The sequence below is a fragment of the Providencia rettgeri genome (genome assembly GCF_041075285.1).
In the GTDB taxonomy this organism is placed as follows: domain Bacteria; phylum Pseudomonadota; class Gammaproteobacteria; order Enterobacterales; family Enterobacteriaceae; genus Providencia; species Providencia rettgeri_G.
Window position 1 is genome coordinate 3,166,681 of the sequence record NZ_CP163512.1, and the last position, 17,330, is coordinate 3,184,010.

Annotated in this window: 16 protein-coding genes and 1 pseudogene; 5 read left to right on the top strand and 12 right to left on the bottom strand. The window is 40.1% G+C overall.

Annotated elements, in window-relative coordinates; translation table 11 throughout:
* Positions 1–57 precede the first annotated feature (57 nt).
* Together nrdD and nrdG are read left to right on the top strand one after the other, a co-directional pair.
* Positions 58–2,196, top strand: a complete 2,139-nt coding sequence (gene nrdD / locus AB6N04_RS14430; protein WP_369308985.1) for an anaerobic ribonucleoside-triphosphate reductase — start codon at positions 58–60, stop codon at positions 2,194–2,196.
* A 4-nt stretch (positions 2,197–2,200) separates the two neighbouring features.
* Positions 2,201–2,665, top strand: a complete 465-nt coding sequence (gene nrdG / locus AB6N04_RS14435; RefSeq protein WP_369308986.1) for an anaerobic ribonucleoside-triphosphate reductase-activating protein — start codon at positions 2,201–2,203, stop codon at positions 2,663–2,665.
* Here nrdG and AB6N04_RS14440 read toward each other — a convergent pair.
* Entirely contained in the window at positions 2,662–3,099 is a 438-nt protein-coding gene (locus AB6N04_RS14440; RefSeq protein WP_369308987.1) for a YhbP family protein, read from the bottom strand. The genes nrdG and AB6N04_RS14440 overlap by 4 nt on opposite strands.
* 259 nt (positions 3,100–3,358) lie before the next feature.
* Entirely contained in the window at positions 3,359–3,610 is a 252-nt protein-coding gene (locus tag AB6N04_RS14445; RefSeq protein ID WP_369308988.1) for a DUF1471 domain-containing protein, read from the bottom strand.
* A gap of 269 nt (positions 3,611–3,879) precedes the next feature.
* On the opposite strand from AB6N04_RS14445, the gene AB6N04_RS14450 reads away from it, so the two are divergent.
* Positions 3,880–4,218 (top strand): GIY-YIG nuclease family protein, encoded by a 339-nt coding sequence (locus AB6N04_RS14450; protein ID WP_369308989.1) that lies wholly within the window; start codon positions 3,880–3,882, stop codon positions 4,216–4,218.
* On the opposite strand, the gene AB6N04_RS14455 is transcribed toward AB6N04_RS14450, so the two are convergent.
* Together AB6N04_RS14455 and AB6N04_RS14460 are read right to left on the bottom strand one after the other, a co-directional pair.
* Positions 4,188–4,694, bottom strand: a complete 507-nt coding sequence (locus tag AB6N04_RS14455) for a GNAT family N-acetyltransferase (RefSeq protein WP_369308990.1) — start codon at positions 4,692–4,694, stop codon at positions 4,188–4,190. The genes AB6N04_RS14450 and AB6N04_RS14455 overlap by 31 nt on opposite strands.
* Positions 4,688–5,212 (bottom strand): SCP2 domain-containing protein, encoded by a 525-nt coding sequence (locus AB6N04_RS14460; RefSeq protein WP_369312130.1) that lies wholly within the window; start codon positions 5,210–5,212, stop codon positions 4,688–4,690. The genes AB6N04_RS14455 and AB6N04_RS14460 overlap by 7 nt, the downstream gene beginning before the upstream one ends.
* Before the next feature lie 374 nt (positions 5,213–5,586).
* Between AB6N04_RS14460 and AB6N04_RS14465 the strand changes: the two genes are divergently transcribed.
* A complete protein-coding gene (locus AB6N04_RS14465) occupies positions 5,587–6,582 on the top strand; it encodes a peptidase U32 family protein (RefSeq protein ID WP_369308991.1) in 996 nt (331 codons plus the stop codon).
* Between the two features lie 19 nt (positions 6,583–6,601).
* Positions 6,602–7,477, top strand: coding sequence for a U32 family peptidase (locus AB6N04_RS14470; protein ID WP_369308992.1), 876 nt, complete (start codon positions 6,602–6,604; stop codon positions 7,475–7,477).
* 584 nt (positions 7,478–8,061) lie between these two features.
* Here the strand turns inward: AB6N04_RS14470 and AB6N04_RS14475 are convergent.
* The 8 genes and pseudogenes from AB6N04_RS14475 to AB6N04_RS14510 form a co-directional block, all read right to left on the bottom strand.
* Complete coding sequence (locus AB6N04_RS14475) at positions 8,062–9,078, bottom strand: T6SS immunity protein Tli4 family protein (protein ID WP_369308993.1); 1,017 nt, start codon at positions 9,076–9,078, stop codon at positions 8,062–8,064.
* Positions 9,078–9,290 carry a hypothetical protein gene (locus AB6N04_RS14480; RefSeq protein ID WP_369308994.1) on the bottom strand — a complete coding sequence of 71 codons (213 nt, stop codon included), beginning with the start codon at positions 9,288–9,290 and terminating at the stop codon, positions 9,078–9,080. Before AB6N04_RS14480 ends, AB6N04_RS14475 begins: the two co-directional genes overlap by 1 nt.
* Positions 9,291–9,297: 7 nt before the next feature.
* Entirely contained in the window at positions 9,298–10,668 is a 1,371-nt protein-coding gene (locus AB6N04_RS14485; protein WP_369308995.1) for a lipase family alpha/beta hydrolase, read from the bottom strand.
* A 127-nt stretch (positions 10,669–10,795) separates the two neighbouring features.
* Positions 10,796–11,428, bottom strand: a pseudogene (locus AB6N04_RS14490) (ISNCY family transposase); the annotation flags it as partial.
* A gap of 181 nt (positions 11,429–11,609) precedes the next feature.
* Positions 11,610–12,707, bottom strand: a complete 1,098-nt coding sequence (locus AB6N04_RS14495; protein ID WP_369308996.1) for a T6SS immunity protein Tli4 family protein — start codon at positions 12,705–12,707, stop codon at positions 11,610–11,612.
* On the bottom strand, positions 12,691–14,349 hold the full coding sequence (locus tag AB6N04_RS14500) for an esterase/lipase family protein (protein WP_369308997.1): 1,659 nt from the start codon (positions 14,347–14,349) through the stop codon (positions 12,691–12,693). The genes AB6N04_RS14495 and AB6N04_RS14500 overlap by 17 nt, the downstream gene beginning before the upstream one ends.
* Positions 14,350–14,499: 150 nt before the next feature.
* Positions 14,500–15,615, bottom strand: coding sequence for a T6SS immunity protein Tli4 family protein (locus AB6N04_RS14505; protein WP_369308998.1), 1,116 nt, complete (start codon positions 15,613–15,615; stop codon positions 14,500–14,502).
* Entirely contained in the window at positions 15,596–17,311 is a 1,716-nt protein-coding gene (locus AB6N04_RS14510; RefSeq protein WP_369308999.1) for an esterase/lipase family protein, read from the bottom strand. Before AB6N04_RS14510 ends, AB6N04_RS14505 begins: the two co-directional genes overlap by 20 nt.
* Between the last annotated feature and the right edge of the window lie 19 nt (positions 17,312–17,330).

Here is a 17,330-nt window from a genome sequence, read left to right on the forward strand (position 1 = left end):
GCAGAAAAACAACGGATAACACCGTAGCGCGGTGGATAACATAAAAGGAGAGAGACAGTGGGAACGGTTGTCATTAAAAGAGATGGTTGTCAGGTCAATTTTGACCTTCCGAGAATTCAAGAAGCTGTAAAGCGTGCCGCTGCTGCGGTGAATGTTAAGGATGACGATTATTGTCTTCAAGTTGCCTCTATTGTAACAGAGCAACTTTGCGACCGTAGCCAAGTGGATATTGGTGAAATCCAAGACGCTGTCGAAAACCAGCTAATGGCGGGACCATACAAAGATTTAGCTCGTGCTTATATTGAATATCGCCATGATAGGGACAGCGAGCGTGAAAAACGCAGCCAACTTACCCATGATATCCGCGGATTAATTGAGCAAAGTAATGTTTCCTTGTTGAACGAAAATGCCAACAAAGACAGTAAAGTGATCCCAACTCAGCGAGACTTGCTTGCCGGGATCGTGGCAAAACATTACGCCAAGCAGCATATTTTACCTCGCGACGTCGTTCTAGCTCATGAAAGAGGCGAAATTCACTATCATGACCTCGACTATGCGCCATTTTTCCCGATGTTTAACTGCATGCTGATTGACCTTAAGGGCATGTTAACCAATGGGTTTAAAATGGGAAATGCAGAAATTGAACCCCCTAAATCAATTTCTACAGCCACAGCGGTCACTGCACAGATCATCGCTCAAGTCGCTAGCCACATTTATGGTGGCACAACCATCAACCGAATTGATGAAATTTTAGCCCCTTATGTGGCAATTAGTTATCAAAAACATTTAAAAGTGGCGCAAGAGTGGGGAATTGCTGACGCAGAAGGTTACGCGCAAAACCGTACAGACAAAGAGTGTTACGATGCATTCCAATCTTTAGAGTATGAGGTAAATACGCTACATACTGCTAATGGCCAAACGCCATTTGTCACTTTTGGCTTTGGGTTAGGTACATCAAAAGAAGCGCGTTTAATTCAACAGTCTATTTTGAGAAACCGCATTGCAGGCCTTGGCAAAAACCGTAAAACCGCGGTTTTCCCTAAACTCGTTTTCGCCATCAAAGATGGATTAAACCACAAACTGAGCGACCCAAATTACGATATCAAACAACTCGCGTTAGAATGTGCCAGTAAGCGTATGTACCCCGATATTCTCAATTATGACCGTGTTGTTGATGTTACTGGCTCATTTAAAACCCCAATGGGCTGCCGTAGCTTCTTAGGTGTTTATGAAGAAAATGGCGAGCAAATTCATGATGGTCGCAATAATTTAGGCGTTATTAGCCTGAACTTGCCACGTATTGCTATTGAAGCACAAGGTAGCGAAGATGCATTTTGGGCGATATTGGATGAGCGCCTCACTATCGCGAAAAAAGCCTTAATGACACGGATTGCCCGCCTAGAAACGGTGAAAGCCCGCGTTGCCCCTATTCTCTATATGGAAGGCGCTTGCGGCGTAAGGTTAAAAGCAGATGATAATGTCGCTGAAATTTTCAAAAATGGTCGAGCCTCAATTTCCTTAGGCTACATTGGGCTACATGAAACTATCAATGCGCTCTTTGGTTCAAAAACCCATGTGTATGATAGCGAAAAACTGCGTGAAAAGGCGGTGGCTATCGTCAACCGTTTACGTCAGGCAACGGACGAATGGAAAGCCCAAACAGGCTACGGTTTCAGTTTATATAGCACTCCTAGTGAAAACCTGTGCGACCGTTTTTGCCGCATCGACACAGCTGAATTTGGCATCATTGAAGGCGTCACAGATAAAGGCTACTACACCAATAGCTTCCATTTAGATGTTGAAAAACAAGTCAATCCATACGACAAAATTGACTTTGAAGCCCCTTACCCTGCACTCGCGAATGGCGGTTTTATTTGCTACGGTGAGTACCCAAACTTGCAACACAACGTCAGGGCGCTGGAAGATGTGTGGGACTATAGCTATCAACATGTTCCTTATTATGGCACCAATACACCAATAGATGAGTGTTATGAATGTGGTTTCTCTGGAGAGTTTTCCTGTACCAGTAAAGGTTTCACCTGCCCTGCTTGCGGCAATCATGACACTAACCGAGTCTCAGTGATCCGCCGTGTCTGTGGTTATTTAGGTAGCCCAGATGCAAGGCCATTCAACGCCGGTAAACAAGAAGAAGTGAAGCGTCGTATCAAACACTTAGGTAATGGTCAAATAGGCTAATGGTATGAATTATCACCAATACTACCCTGTTGATGTGGTTAATGGTCCAGGAACCCGCTGCACACTATTTGTGGCGGGCTGTGTTCACCAGTGTCGTGGTTGTTACAACCAAAGTACATGGCGTGTGGATTCAGGAGTACCATTCACCCAAGAAATGGAAGACCAAATTATTCAAGATTTGCAAGATACTCGCATCCGTCGGCAGGGGCTTTCCCTTTCTGGTGGAGACCCACTACACCCTGCTAATTTGCCAGCGATACTTAAATTAGTAAAACGGGTAAAAGCAGTTTGCCCAGATAAGGATATCTGGCTTTGGACGGGTTATAAATTAAATGAGCTGACTCTCGAACAACAAAAGGTAGTCAGCTTGGTCAATACCTTGATTGACGGCAAGTTTGAACAAGATCTTCATGACCCGCGCTTAATTTGGCGCGGCAGTGCAAATCAAGTGATCCACTATTTGCGCTAGGCTTTTCGTCCCCAATGCAGTTTTGTGCCAAACCCCAATTTATTGTCCACCATTTTGACCTTTTCTAACTGAAGCTGCCAAATTGGCAGTTTCGCTGTTAGGGCAACAGGGAATCGTCGGCAATAGACCTTTCGAGCTTGCTGTTCCGCGTCCCCGACAAGTCTTTTAATTTCACCAATAAATTGGATCCCCTGTATTGTATTAACGGCTTTGGTTTGTGTGGAGATTGTGCCTGCCACATGGGCGTTAGCAACCATCAATTGACCATGCTTAGAATCAGTGTCTGTCATTAAAATCAATGACATATTTTTCGCATCAAATGCATAATAACAACTGGCGGGCCAGATATCATTGTGATGATGGGTGAATAAGGAAAAAACGTGTTGGCGAGAAATATAGCGCTGAATGTGTTTTAAGGTTTGTTCAGGCGTCATAGCGGTTTCCATATAGGCTCGTTCAGAACAAGCTCATGGAGATCACTCCATAAGCTTGCTAAAACAGTTCTGAACGCAGGTATAAAGTTCGCTATTACTATAGCCTAACTAATTAGAAGATGGTTCTAATTAGTTAGAGCTTTCACTCAAAACAATTCGAGTTGTAGTTAGGCGGCAACTGTATAAGGCACACATATGTAACTAGTGCGAATAAACGTAACCAACAACGCTACGACTCGAAGTATAAAGAGTACAAAGATTATTTGTAAATAGCCGCTGTCCCACTCATGGAATTCTCACCACCTGCTGAGATCACACGGAAAGAAGCTGCCCCAGCTTCATCAGCTTTTTTGGCCAATTGTGCGGTCAAGTCATTTACACTAACTGCACCGGTAACTGAAACATAACCCGCTACAGGCTGATTAGAATGTTGAACTTCATCAGCAGCCATTGAACCAAATGATACAGCACCCAAAGCTAAAACAGCAGCGAATAATGTTGATTTTTTCATATTGCGTTCCTTTTTGTAAAATTGATTTTTAATCGGGTTTTTACTGTCACCCTGTGATGTTGATCATATTATGCACTTTAACTTGGAATGAAAATTAGCATATTTTGCTATCATCATTCAAAAAAATTGAATGATAACCTATATTGAGGTTACAAATTTGTGAAGGTTTTATTGTGTTTTTTATTTATATATTAATGTGTTATAAATAACTTCTTTAACAAATATATTCGTCGTTAACCTATCGTTTTTATAAGACATATCAGCACAAAATGACAAAAAACACCTCAGAAAAAAGCGAGTTAAAGCCAAATAGCTGGTATCTCTATCTGGTGAGAGAAAAAAATAACGCACTTTATTGTGGGATCACGACAGATGTGCAGCGCCGATTTGCGCAACACAAAGCGGGAACGGGTGCAAAAGCGTTGAAAGGAAAAATGCCTCTAACATTAGCATTTTCATGTTTGATAGGCTCGCGTTCAGCCGCTTCTCAAATGGAATATCAAATTAAGCAACTGAATAAAAAAGCAAAAGAAAAGCTGGTCATTGACCAGCCTGACGATATTATTGCTTATTTAGCTCACGCTAAGTTGTCAAAATGTGAAGAGTAGAGCACATCACCGTGCTGCTCACCTATTTCACCATTTTCTAATCCGCAAATTAAAAAGTGAGCTTGTTGTTCTGGCCATTGGCAACGAATACCATGCTTAGATGCAGGCACAAACCCAAAGCGTGAGTAGTATTGCTCATCACCCAAGACAACCACAGCACCGTAACCAAATTCATTCAGGCTATCTAACCCTTCATAAATCAGTTTCGCTGCAATACCTTGCCTCTGATGCGCTTTATTAACCGCCAATGGGGCTAGCCCCACCCACTGCACGTCCTCACCATTTAGATCAACGGGAGTAAAACCAACATAACCGATCACTTCGCCGCTATCATTAGTGGCAACCACACCTAATGTCAGCAAACCGTCCTCTCGTAAATGCTGAACAAGGTTGGCTTCTGCTTCAGTAGGGAAAGTGTCACGCAGTAATCTATCAATGCCCATGGCATCAACTGGGATTTCTACCCGAATTAACATGAGGTCAACGCAGGGGCTTTATGCTCTGCGTCCTCGCTATCGTGTACCGTTTTAATCACATCCGCTAGTTGCAACAGTGCAAAACGCAATGGCGCTGGCATATTTTCGAGCTCAAACGCATCCATCAAGTTTTTCACATACAGCCCTAACTCGGTATCCCCTTCAATTACCAAACGGCGTTGGAAAAATAACGTATCAGGATCTTCCTTACGAGCCGCTATTAGCACTAAATCATTTGCATTGCCGCTAACACTGACGTCCGCTTGAGCATGTTGCTTAACCACAAGCTGCCCCTCTTGCAAACTGATAAACCATACCAGCGCTAAATCACGGATTTCCACTTTGAGCCATTTATCTTCTAGAAAATCAAGCTCCCCTTCTTTAACTGACTCACGAAACTGCCAACTTAATAATTGTTCAAGCACCTGACGTTGCACAGCAAATGGGGTCACTTTTAAAGGCAATTTCAAAAGTGAAGGGCCTTTTGTGATGAGTTGAGAACGAATTTTACCTAACACAATACTGACTCCCGTATTCATTGTCTGCCCGTATTCGTGTAACTACTTAATCAGAGTAGCAGCTCGAAGTAATTAGGGTAACATGTTGTCTATACACATAATTTAGAAAAATCCTAACAATCAATAATCACATTCGTTGATATTATTAATGTGCTATTTGAGTTATGATAAGTATCTTGCCAAAAAATAGGGGCTCTGGTTTGATCCTATATCAATTTTTACCCATCTCGCCAGTATTTATTTTTTATCTGTCCGTTTTGCCAATTGTGTAACGAATACAAACATCCATTAACAATTTCTCTGCTCTAAATCAAAATCTATAACAGTTCCCTTGATTAAAATAGCGACTGTCAAAATTTATACAGGATAGGTCAATGGAATTACTCTGCCCAGCAGGAAACTTGCCTGCTTTAAAAGCCGCAGTCGATAATGGCGCTGATGCGGTGTATATCGGGCTAAAAAATGATACCAATGCTCGACATTTTGCTGGCTTGAATTTTACGCAAAAAAAACTCCACGAAGCCGAGCGCTATGTTCACAGCCACAATCGTAAATTACACATTGCCATCAATACGTTCGCTCACCCTGATGGATATCAGAGATGGCAGGATTCCGTGGATCTTGCCGCCGATCTCGGTGCCGATGCCCTAATTATCGCCGATATTGCCATGTTAGAGTATGCCGCAACCAAATATCCACATATAGAAAGACATGTTTCTGTCCAAGCCTCTGCTACCAACACGGAAGCTATCCACTTTTATCAACGCAACTTTGATGTTCACCGCGTGGTACTGCCTCGCGTACTCTCGATCCATCAAGTTAAACAACTGGCGAAAAATAGCCCTGTCCCCCTCGAAGTGTTCGCCTTTGGCAGCCTATGTATTATGGCAGAAGGGCGCTGTTATTTATCATCTTATCTGACAGGAGAATCGCCAAATACCGTTGGCGCCTGTTCCCCTGCCCGCTTTGTACGCTGGCAACAAACGGCTGATGGCATGGAGTCTCGCTTAAATGATGTGCTTATCGACCGCTATAACGTGGATGAAAATGCAGGTTACCCTACACTGTGTAAAGGTCGTTATTTAGTGGATGAGCAAAAATACCATGTGTTGGAAGAGCCCACCAGCCTTAATACCATCGAATTATTACCTGAGCTTATGGCTGCCAATATTGCATCTGTAAAAATTGAAGGTCGCCAGCGTAGCCCCGCTTATGTCTCTGAAGTAGCGCGGATTTGGCGTCAAGCTATCGACCGTTATAAAGCTAACCCCAATAACTTTGTCACTGATCCGAAATGGATGAAAGCACTCGGTAAGCTTTCTGAAGGAAGCCAAACAACACTCGGTGCTTACCATCGTAAATGGCAGTAATAAAGAAGGTGAAAATATCATGCAGTATTCTTTAGGATCAGTACTTTATTACTGGCCAAAACAGACATTAAACGACTTTTATCAACTCGCGATGCAAAGCGAAGCCGATATTATCTATCTCGGCGAAACGGTGTGCAGTAAACGCCGTGAAATGAAGCCTAGCGATTGGATTGAACTCGCACATCAATTAGCCAAAAGCGGCAAGCAGATTGTATTGAGTTCCCTCGCGCTCCTACAAGCCCCTTCAGAGTTGAAAGAAATCGCAAAATTGGTGGATAACGGCGAATTTTTACTTGAAGCCCATGATTTTGGCGTCATCAACATGCTAGTAGAGAGAAAGCTGCCATTTGTTGCAGGCCATGGTCTCAATTGCTATAACGCACAAGCATTGAATATCTTACTGCGCCAAGGAATGACCCGTTGGTGCATGCCGGTAGAGCTCTCCCGTGATTGGCTGGTTAACTTGCTCAATCAGTGTGAGGAGCTCGGTATTCGCAATCAATTCGAAGTCGAAGTCATGAGCTATGGTCATCTGCCCCTCGCCTATTCTGCCCGTTGTTTCACCGCACGTTCAGAGAACAGGCAAAAAGATGATTGCGAAACTTGCTGCATTAATTACCCTCAAGGGCGTAAAGTACTTTCCCAAGAGCAACAACAAGTGTTTACCTTAAATGGTATCCAAACGCTCAGTGGTGACTGTTATAACCTCGGGAACGAATTGGCCTCAATGAAAGGCTTGGTCGATATCGTTCGCATTTCCCCCGAAGGCGTTGATTCCCTTGATGTGCTCGCGCAGTTTAAGGCCAATGAAGATGGCATGATGCCATTAAGTATCGAAAGCCAAAGCTGCAATGGCTATTGGCGACAAATTGCAGGGTTATCGTTGGTGCCTTGAATGCACATCTTCTTAAGTACTAGAAGCTAAAATCATGCAAATGCATTGCACAATGCATTTGTATTAAAAACTGAGCTTATCGACCAGCATTCCCATGATTTATAAATAATAAAAGTACCGAGAATAAGAAAAAATAGAAAAGAAATTATCCGTAAATAACTCGACAGTTTTGTCAGAAACACCTCGTTTTTCGATATGTAAATTATTAGTCTGCTTTAATCCCTGCCCATCTAGTTAATGGGATCTAACGCACAGTAATAGGTTTTCAGCCACTAGAATTATTAAATTGCTCCCCACTATAAATCAAGCAAAGGACGTTACAGGCACTTTGATGTTTATAGGTGACAAAATTAATTAGAGTACTAGATGTAGTTCCCATTTGGTAATGGCACTTTTTTCGGCATAAAGGTAAACCTTCGGCGGCGATAAGGACATTTCTAAATGGGAACTACAGCGGTGGATCGCTTAAGCACCCTTATATTAAATAAGCGCAATAATAACCATATCATTGCGCTATTAAGCTTTTAATATGCATTAGGTCTAATTTTAAAGGTTTGTAAGATCCTATCCCAAATATCAACCATCTATTCATCCGTATAATGAACAACCTTACTTGATGAATGCATCAGTATGCTAACGGAAGGGTGTAGATAACCGATATTCTTTTCATTCGCGTAATATTGGAAATAATAAAACTTATCGGATTGATTGTCATAACGAGGATCTCGACCTAACGTGAGCCATTCCTCTCCTGACACATTATTAAATTGCGTTTTTCCTTTTCGTAACGTTTTGCCGTCATATTGAGAAAGAACAGATTTAATTTCATCAGCCCTATCAAGCATACTTTCCTTTTCACTTTCTATCGTATTATCCATGTCGACCGCCCAATAGAATTGCGGATTTTCAAACACCATGGAAATTTCTTCTTGATGCGGTTTCCCGTCATCCTGAATAAAACCATAAGGAATACAGATCCCTTTATCGGTCGGAATTTCATTTTTCGAGCGACCGTGCAAACGAGAAATCAACGATTGCATTGTTGCTAATTTTGGTGTTCTATCTGTAAATAATCTATTATTTTTCTTGTATCTTTCTTGTCTATTTTTATATTTATCTTTAGTAATATCTCTATATTTTGAAGTGATGATAAAAGCCACACTATCAATATATATATGAGCTTCTAATTCTCTAGCGGCATCTGGATAAGCATAGCTTTCATTTCTGTCAAAGATAACGCCATTATTTATTCTAATTATCTCTTTCAAAAACGGCCCATCTGACTCATCACTCACACGTTGTTTTTTTAATTCATCTTCGCGCAACTCAATACGTTGTTGAAATGCAGGGGGATAAATAAACTGACTTTCAATCGTCATTTCATCAATTTTGACAATGGAAGAAAGTTCTTGTGTTAAGGCTTTCGGATAATTGAAGGTATAACGACCTAAACAATAGGTCGGCGCATCATCAAACAGGTTATTAATCACAGCAGAATCCTTTTCATTAAGTGAACGTGAATACGTTTTATTGGGCACTGAGCACGCAGCCAAAGCACCAACCAAGACAAAATAGATAAAACCAATCAATCCCTTTTTCATCACGGTTTCACCTCATCCGTTTGCAAGATACGACACAGGGAACGCAAGGTAAATTTAATGGCGGGGGAGACATCTCCTGTTTTTTCGTATGTATCAAATTCCGTATCCCCTTTCAATGGCGCAAACTGATAAGCATTCTGATGGTCGACATTCATTTCTAAAATTTCTTTAAACAGGTCTTTTCTATCTAAATTGATGGAATATCTAGGCACGGTGCCATCACCGGGTCCCCCCCTCATAATCCATTGAGGGTGTACTTTTCCACTTATCACTGGATTTGAGTAACGTATATTCACGCTTATCACCATAAATATCAGTAGAACGGCTATCATCAGACACCCATAACCACGAGGTTTTATCGCGTAATTTCCATGTCACCGTTTCATCTGATCGGCGACTGTCTTTCGGCTCATTTTCATCAAAATACGCCCCATAAAATTGATAGGTGTTTACATGATACTTATTGTCCATTTTTTGGATAAAAGGAGCGACTTTCCGTTCAATTATATTTTTATAATTAATAAAGTTTTTTTTGCTTGTAGCATCGTTTTTATCAAGAATGTCTGACTCATACATTCGCCACCACACATCATCTTGAAGATAGATTTCTTCGAACGGGTCACCATTTTGAGGTAATAAAAAGTCTGTCACTCCATCTTGATTTCCTTTCTCAATCCGTAGCCACGGTTTACCATGATTATATTTCGGAGAAGGTAGGAGCTGCATAGGCGCAGGAGATTGTGCTAGTACCGACATGAGACGAGTCGCACTCATTCCCAGCACTAACCCCATCGGCATGGAATGCTCACCAATTTTCATCATTTTGTAGGCTGTCGGGGAGCCCAAATCTGGCATCACGCCATGCACAATCCCGAGGATTTTATCTTTGTAGGCCGCATCTAATAATTCAGAGGCGTAACGGGATACCAATCCCCCCATGGAGTGGGTCACCAGAATAACTTTTTCATGCCCTTTTTCAAACGCTAATCCATGTCCAATACCACCGTTTTCATTGGTGTTATACATTCTTAAAACTTCGTCGATGTATTTTGCAAGGTCTTGCGCTGACTGAGCATTGTCTTGTAACCAGTTATAGCCAAAAACATGAAGAGGAAGGAGTAGACTGCGGTAATGAGTTGCTTCAGAAAGCGAAAGAGGATTTTCATCATCATCTGAAAGTTTTTTATCTAAGATATGCTGAAATATAGACTTCGAATCTTTGCCTTTACCTTCAAAATATTCCGTTGCCGCAGCCGCAGAGCCAATACCGTCTTTTCTTGCTTGATTATAATAATCTTCCCATATCAGCAATTCTTTTTGTAACTTTTCTAATGAGTCGAAATAAGAAAATCCCAACGCACTTCCCCATCCCCTTTTTTGGCGAGAATTAGCAAAATAGGTAGATTCGTTATCATCATTACCTACTTTTTGACCAAAATCCGTTTCAACTGCGTTAGGGTCTAGTAATTCACGACGACGCTTTCCTGATGTAAAAACCCACCCGAGTGCATCCCATGCGGTTAATGCCTGATTACTGCGTATTCGCCAGACCGAATCGCCCGTATCTTTATGTTTTAAGTTAGACCCCATAATACCGGGTAAAAAAATGACAGGGACAACTTTGGTTGCAGGGAGATAAAGATGGGCTTTAGCGTTCCGTGATTGATGCTCAGTCGTACACTCCCAAGAAACCCGTTTTTTCTCATCAAACTTACAAATTTACCCGGAATATGCCGTGTTTATCGCTGTAAAACACCAGGGGCTTGCCGTGTTTGTGAATGTATTCACGGGTTGCCAGCATATAATCGAATGCTGATTCCGTTTCCCCGAAGCGCAGGTGCATTAACTGACCGGTAGCATCGTCAACAAAGACCAGCAGACAGCATTTCGGGGCGCATCCTTCAAACCAGTCATGCGGGGAACCATCAATCTGTACCAACTCACCGAAACAGTCATGCCGGTTGCGGGGCTGGTAAATACGGGGCTTGCGCCTGACATAAGGAACCCAGAGGTCGTCAGCGATCATCCATTTGCGGAGTGTTTCAACGGAAATAACTATACCGTGCCGTTCCCTGAGTTTTTCAGCCGCCAGAGTCGGACCGAAGTCGGAGTAATCCTGATGCACCAGAGCCAGCACATGAAGTTTAAAAGATTCAGGTAGACAGTGATTGCTCGGTTTTCCCCGGTGGCCGTGAGCCAGTCCAGCGGCGCCTGACTCACGGTAACAGTTAACAAGCCTCTGAACCTGTCGTTCGGTCAATCCAAGTTGTCCGGCAGCATCGCGTCGGCGTAATCGTTTTTCACAAACCGCCTGAATAACATTAATCCGATCTAATTCTTTATCTGACATAGTCACCAACATTTTGAATGTCATTGTCGCGGCAAAAGGTTTTCTCCTTTATGCCGCAAAAAGTGACATTTCTAAATGGCTAAAAAGTGACATTATAATATTGGTGCTACAGTCGCATTACGCTTAAGCACCTTTATTTTAAATCTGAGCGATAACAACAAAATTATCGCTCTAGCATTAATTAAAACGCATTCGGTTTATAACGTAGCGAACCGACAATTCGATCCCAAATTTCGACCATTTGAGCTTCATTGTAACTAGTCTGTCGATATTCACTATTTAATACAATATTTAACCATGGCTTCTGATATGTCGATGTAGCTTCGTTCGCATAAAAATCAAATTTATATACTTTCATTTTTACGCCATCATAATTTTGTTCACCACCAAATAACCATGTTTCTGCTGGAATACCATTCGGCGATAATTTTTGTTTCTGAATAGATTTAAAATAAGTATAATTAAGTGACTCATCTATTGCACCACTTCGATTAAACAGTGTGTCATCTGAACCAACTATAGTATTATCTGATTGTAATCCAATAATAAAATCTGAAGTATCATAAGCAAACCCAACTTTTTCTGAATGTTTTTTTCCATTATCGAGAATAAATCCATTAGGAATACACAAGCCTTTTCCTTCTGGAATATTATTATCTAATCGCCCATTTAGCCGAGAAATTAGAGATTGCATCTCAGCTATTTTTAAAAATCGATTATTCGTATCAGCTTCGCTAAATCCCGATACTTCCATATACGATTTTTTTTCATCGGCATATTTATCAGCGGATAAATCTAAAATATCAGTTGTAATTATAAATGCTATATTATTGAGATATACATGTGCTTCCAATGTTCTATAAGCGTCATTAGAGCCGGATTGATTTCTATCAAAAATAACACCTTTGTTATCCGATAATAGAATCACTTCTTTAAGTGCAGGTGAATTTTCTACACTTTGCTTCCACTCTCTTAATTCTTTTTCGCGTAAATCAATACGTTGTTTAAAAGCTGGAGGGTAAATAAATCTACTTTCAATATGAAAATCATCAATAAACACACTATCACGTGAACTATTTTCCCAGTTGGCAGGAACATCAATGATATAACGTCCAATACATTGCGGCTTAGTTTGTTCAAATAATGCATCTACCACGATCTTTTCCTTTTCCGTTAATACTTGACGCGAAGTTTCATTAGAAGTAATGATAAAATAACTAGCTAATCCACAAAACAAAGCCCCACATAGGCCTATGAGGGCACTAATCTGCGGCTTCACGAGCAACTTCCTTATGTACTACTTTGATGATAGATCTTAGAGTAAATTTTACGGCAGGAGTTAATAAATTGGCTGTAAAAATATTCTCTACTCCATATGCGCTTTGGTGCTCAACATTTGTTGCTAATACACTTTTGGCCGCATATCGAATAGATAATAATGACTCTACAGGCACAGTACCATCCCCAGGTGAATTTGATGAGTTTAGTTTATATTCGTTCATTACGTTGTCTTGAATAATTCGATACCTATCTTGTGGTAAACTATCAGTTCTAGTCGAAGTAATTAAGCGTCCTAGAGTAGTTTTACTCCATTCTAAATAACCATCAGTATTAATTGTTTTTCCATAAAAAACATAAGTATTAGGATGATAATTTCCTTTTTCTTGATGGAGAATAAATGTTTTAACTTTATTTTTCATTAAGATAGAGTATTTATTCCAGTTCTCATCTATTTTTATTTTATCGGAATGAATAATATTGGATTGATACAATTTCCACCAAACATCATTTCTTAAATAAATGTCCGTAAAAGGGTCAGAGCTATCTACTTTAGGATAATTTCCGTCACCATCAATCATTAACCATGGTGATTTATATTTAGGATAAGGTAATAATTGCAGTGCTGCAGGTGCTCTTGCCAATACAGGCATTAACTCTTTAGCTGTAGCCCCTAAAACACTTCCAGCGACCCCTTCTTGACCTGCTCCCGTCTTCATTCGTCGATAGGCAGCTGGCGAACCTAGATCAGGAATAACTCCATGTATGACACCTAATACTTTATCTTGGCATCCATTAAATGAACCTTCAGCTGGATTCATTGCGTACCTAGCTACTAGCCCCCCCATAGAGTGTGTTACTAGAATGACTTTTTCTGTGGCTAATCCATAACCATGTTTATACCTATAAAGATTAAGTATCTCGTCAATATATTTGGCTAGGCTAGCAGCTGAAATTGCATTGTCCTGCAACCAATTATAACCAAATACATGAACTGGATATAAAAAACGCTTAAAATGAGTCAGTTCATCTGAAGTCAATACAGATTCATTTTCAGCTTCTTCCGTATTAAAACGTTTACCTACGAGTTCATTTAGTATCCCTCGAGCTTTAAATGAATAACCTCGAATTTGCTTAACACCAACAGCATCACATTGCCAATCATCCAATAATGCTCCCTGAAAAATACTTAAAAACTGGCTATAACTGAATCCGAGAGCTTCTCCCCAACCACGTTCTCTTCGAGAAGGAAATAAACATCCATCATCCGAAAATGGAGTATGAATTGTATTGTCTATATCACCACGATCATCAACATATGTAGTTTCTGGGTTCAGTAATTCACTTCGAGTTTTTCCAGACATTCCTGCCCATTTAAACAAAACACTTGGTAAATGATCTCCCCTCCAAACTGACTCATATCCTTGACTCTTACCTTTTTTTAAATTTGTTCCCATAATCCCAGGAATAAAAATGACAGGAATAACTTTGGTTGGCGGAACGATACATTTTGCTTCGGCATTAAGGGATCTGTGTTGTAATTGAATATCAATCCACTGACACTTTCCATTCTCATCCCACTGCGGTAGGTGATAGGAAACGTGCTGGCATTCGCCAATATCTGGGGGAGTTTTCTCTGACATGGCGCTAATCCTTTTGACTAATCATTAAAAAAAACAGGATAGCATAATTTCGCTTAAGTTTCTGCTTGATGTGTCCGATTTATTAATTTGCCATAAGACCCATTATGTTAAATCAGAGCGATAACCACAAAATTATCGCTCTAGCGTGAATTAAAACGCATTTGGTTTATAACGCAGCGAACCAACAATTCTATCCCAAATTTCAACCATTTCAGCATCACTGTACGTTGTTTTTTTGTTATCATTAAACAATGTCAGACTTAAAAATGGTTTATCAAACGAGGATGTACCTTGATTTGCCTTTAACAGAAAATAATAGTAGGGAAAACCTGACTCCACTTTATTTTCTTTTTCATTATAAACATCTTGTTGCCCCGCCATTAGCCATTCTTGAACCGGAACGCCATTAGGTTTTATTTCACCTTTTTTAAACGTGTGCATATTATTTAATACCATTGATTTTTTTATTTCTGATGAGCGATTCAATAACGTATCATCAACAGCCGTAACATGGTCTTCCATATTTACCGATAAACTAAAATCATCATTTTCATATAAAAAATATAATCTTTCTGTAGGCTTACTATCATCATCAACTATAAACCCATTAGGGATACAAACGCCTTTTTCAATTGGGATCTCATGATCTAATCGTCCACTCAGTCGTGAAATCAATGATTGCATTGCAGCTAACTTAGCTGGCTTTTCATTCATATCAACTTCAGAAAAACCTGCTTTTTTATACGATTCTTTTCTATATATGTGTTTCGGATTTGATAAATCCAATATATCTACAGTAATAATAAACGCGATATGCTCTGTATATACATGAGCCTCAAGTGTACGACTTGAATCATCCTGCCCTGAATTATTCCTGTCAAAAATAACACCTTTGCCGTTCGGTAATTGAATAATCTCTTTAAGCACTGGAGCGTTTTCTTCGCTCGTTGTTCTATCTCTTAAGGCTTTCTCACGTAACTCTATTCGTTGCTTAAATGCAGGAGGATAGATAAATTGACTTTCAATTTTAAAGTCACCAATAAATATTTTATTTCTTAGCTTATTATTAAATGATTCAGGGACATCCATTACATAACGTCCAATACATTGAGGTTTGACTTTTTCAAACAATGTTTCCATTACAACCTTTTCCTTGTCTGTTAACGGTGATGGCAAAATTTCACGAGTTAACCAAAAAAATGCCATAATAATTATCGCAATAAGCAACCCTACAATTTTTTGTAGTTTAGTCAGCCGCACGAGCATCAACCTCTTGTACGATCTTAATTATCGACCTTAACGTAAATTTAATGGCATCACTGAACTCTGAATACCTCACACTATTTAATGCATATGCATTCTGGTGATCAACATTTGTCGCAAGGACACTTTTAATTAGAGGATTACGTTTTATGAATTCCAATGATTCAATGGGAACTGTTCCATCCCCAGCAGTATCTGATTGTGTTAAAATAAAATCGCAATACTGACCATCAGAAAGGAGCACTTTTTTTTGGTTATGAGGCATTTCTCTATTGGGGTCGACATAGGGAACTTTGCGAGTATATTCCTTTCCTGCATAATAAAGCGTAACAGTTTGTCTATTATCATTGAGTGTATTCCATGCTAAAAAACCATCTGTTTTTTCTTCTGTCCCATAGAATACATAGGTATTCGGGTGATATAACCCTTGTTCTTGATGCTCCATAAAATTTCTAACATTTATGTTTATAAATCTAGCATAAGACTTCCAATTACTATCAATTTTAACCTGTTCAGAATCAATGATGTTGGATTGATATAATTTCCACCAGACATCGTTACGCAAGTAAATATCAGTGAAGGGATCTAACTTTCCTGTTTTAGGATCTTTTGTTTTGGGGTAGCTGCCTTCGCCTTCGATAGTGAGCCATGGTGATTTATAACTGGGGTAAGGTAGAAGTTGTAGTGCGGCAGGAGCTCTGGCTAACACAGGCATTAATTTTTCAGCAGTTGCTCCTAATACTTTACCTGGAGTCCCTTCTTTGCCAGCCCCCGTCTTCATGCGACGATAAGCCGCCGGAGATCCCAAATCAGGAATAACACCATGCACCACCCCTAACACCTTATCTTGGCAACCGTTGAAAGTTACTTCTTTCGGCGGATTCATGGCATAACGAGCAACTAGGCCTCCCATAGAATGGGTGACTAAAATGACTTTTTCGATAGCTAAACCATACCCATGATCATATTTGTACATATCTAAAACATTATCAATGTATAGAGTCAGTTCTTCAGCGGATATAGCATTATCCTTTAACCAATTATAACCGAAGACATGCACAGGAAAGAGAAAGCGTTTAAAGTGCGTTAGCTCAGGAGCGGTTAGCGGAGAGTCATGAGTATCTCCGAGTTTATCACCCACTAAATCATTTAACACACCTTTAATTTTTGTACTTGTAGCCTTAACTTCGGGAACAAAATTATAAATATCCGTTTGCCAATCATCTAACAACGCATATTGGAATACTTCTAAAAATTCCCCATAGCTCAAACTCAGCGCTTGTCCCCACTGCCGTTTGTATCGAGTTGGAAATAAATTTCCATCATCAGAGAAAACAGAATGAGTAATGTAACTAGTGCTTTTATATCTATTTTCAACTGTTGTCGTATCCGGATCTAATGTTCTTCGACGTTCAGCGCCATCTTTAGGAACAAACTTTAGACTATCAGCCCCCATAAACCATTCCGCATTCCACGATGATTCGCCAACATCACTTTTAAGATTTGTTCCCATGATCCCCGGAATAAAAATAATCGGTATCACCTTAGTTGGTGGAACGATACATTTAGCTTCTGCATTGAGGGATTTATGTTGAAGCTGTATATCAACCCAACTACATTTTCCTTTTTCATCCCATTGAGGTAAGTGATACGAAACGTGTAGACATTCTCCTGCTTCAGGGGTGTCTTTTTCTGACATAACGCAGTTCCTTTAGAGT

What these genes read in the sequence shown, in the direction of transcription:
- AB6N04_RS14440 (WP_369308987.1), bottom strand. Translation starts at nt 3,099, where the DNA reads ATGACGCCTGAACAAACCTTAAAACACATTCAGCGCTATATTTCTCGC.
- AB6N04_RS14470 (WP_369308992.1), top strand. Translation starts at nt 6,602, where the DNA reads ATGCAGTATTCTTTAGGATCAGTACTTTATTACTGGCCAAAACAGACA.
- AB6N04_RS14450 (WP_369308989.1), top strand. Translation starts at nt 3,880, where the DNA reads ATGACAAAAAACACCTCAGAAAAAAGCGAGTTAAAGCCAAATAGCTGG.
- AB6N04_RS14445 (WP_369308988.1), bottom strand. Translation starts at nt 3,610, where the DNA reads ATGAAAAAATCAACATTATTCGCTGCTGTTTTAGCTTTGGGTGCTGTA.
- nrdG (WP_369308986.1), top strand. Translation starts at nt 2,201, where the DNA reads ATGAATTATCACCAATACTACCCTGTTGATGTGGTTAATGGTCCAGGA.
- AB6N04_RS14465 (WP_369308991.1), top strand. Translation starts at nt 5,587, where the DNA reads ATGGAATTACTCTGCCCAGCAGGAAACTTGCCTGCTTTAAAAGCCGCA.
- AB6N04_RS14500 (WP_369308997.1), bottom strand. Translation starts at nt 14,349, where the DNA reads ATGTCAGAGAAAACTCCCCCAGATATTGGCGAATGCCAGCACGTTTCC.
- AB6N04_RS14510 (WP_369308999.1), bottom strand. Translation starts at nt 17,311, where the DNA reads ATGTCAGAAAAAGACACCCCTGAAGCAGGAGAATGTCTACACGTTTCG.
- AB6N04_RS14455 (WP_369308990.1), bottom strand. Translation starts at nt 4,694, where the DNA reads ATGTTAATTCGGGTAGAAATCCCAGTTGATGCCATGGGCATTGATAGA.
- AB6N04_RS14475 (WP_369308993.1), bottom strand. Translation starts at nt 9,078, where the DNA reads ATGAAAAAGGGATTGATTGGTTTTATCTATTTTGTCTTGGTTGGTGCT.
- AB6N04_RS14485 (WP_369308995.1), bottom strand. Translation starts at nt 10,668, where the DNA reads ATGGGGTCTAACTTAAAACATAAAGATACGGGCGATTCGGTCTGGCGA.
- AB6N04_RS14505 (WP_369308998.1), bottom strand. Translation starts at nt 15,615, where the DNA reads ATGCTCGTGCGGCTGACTAAACTACAAAAAATTGTAGGGTTGCTTATT.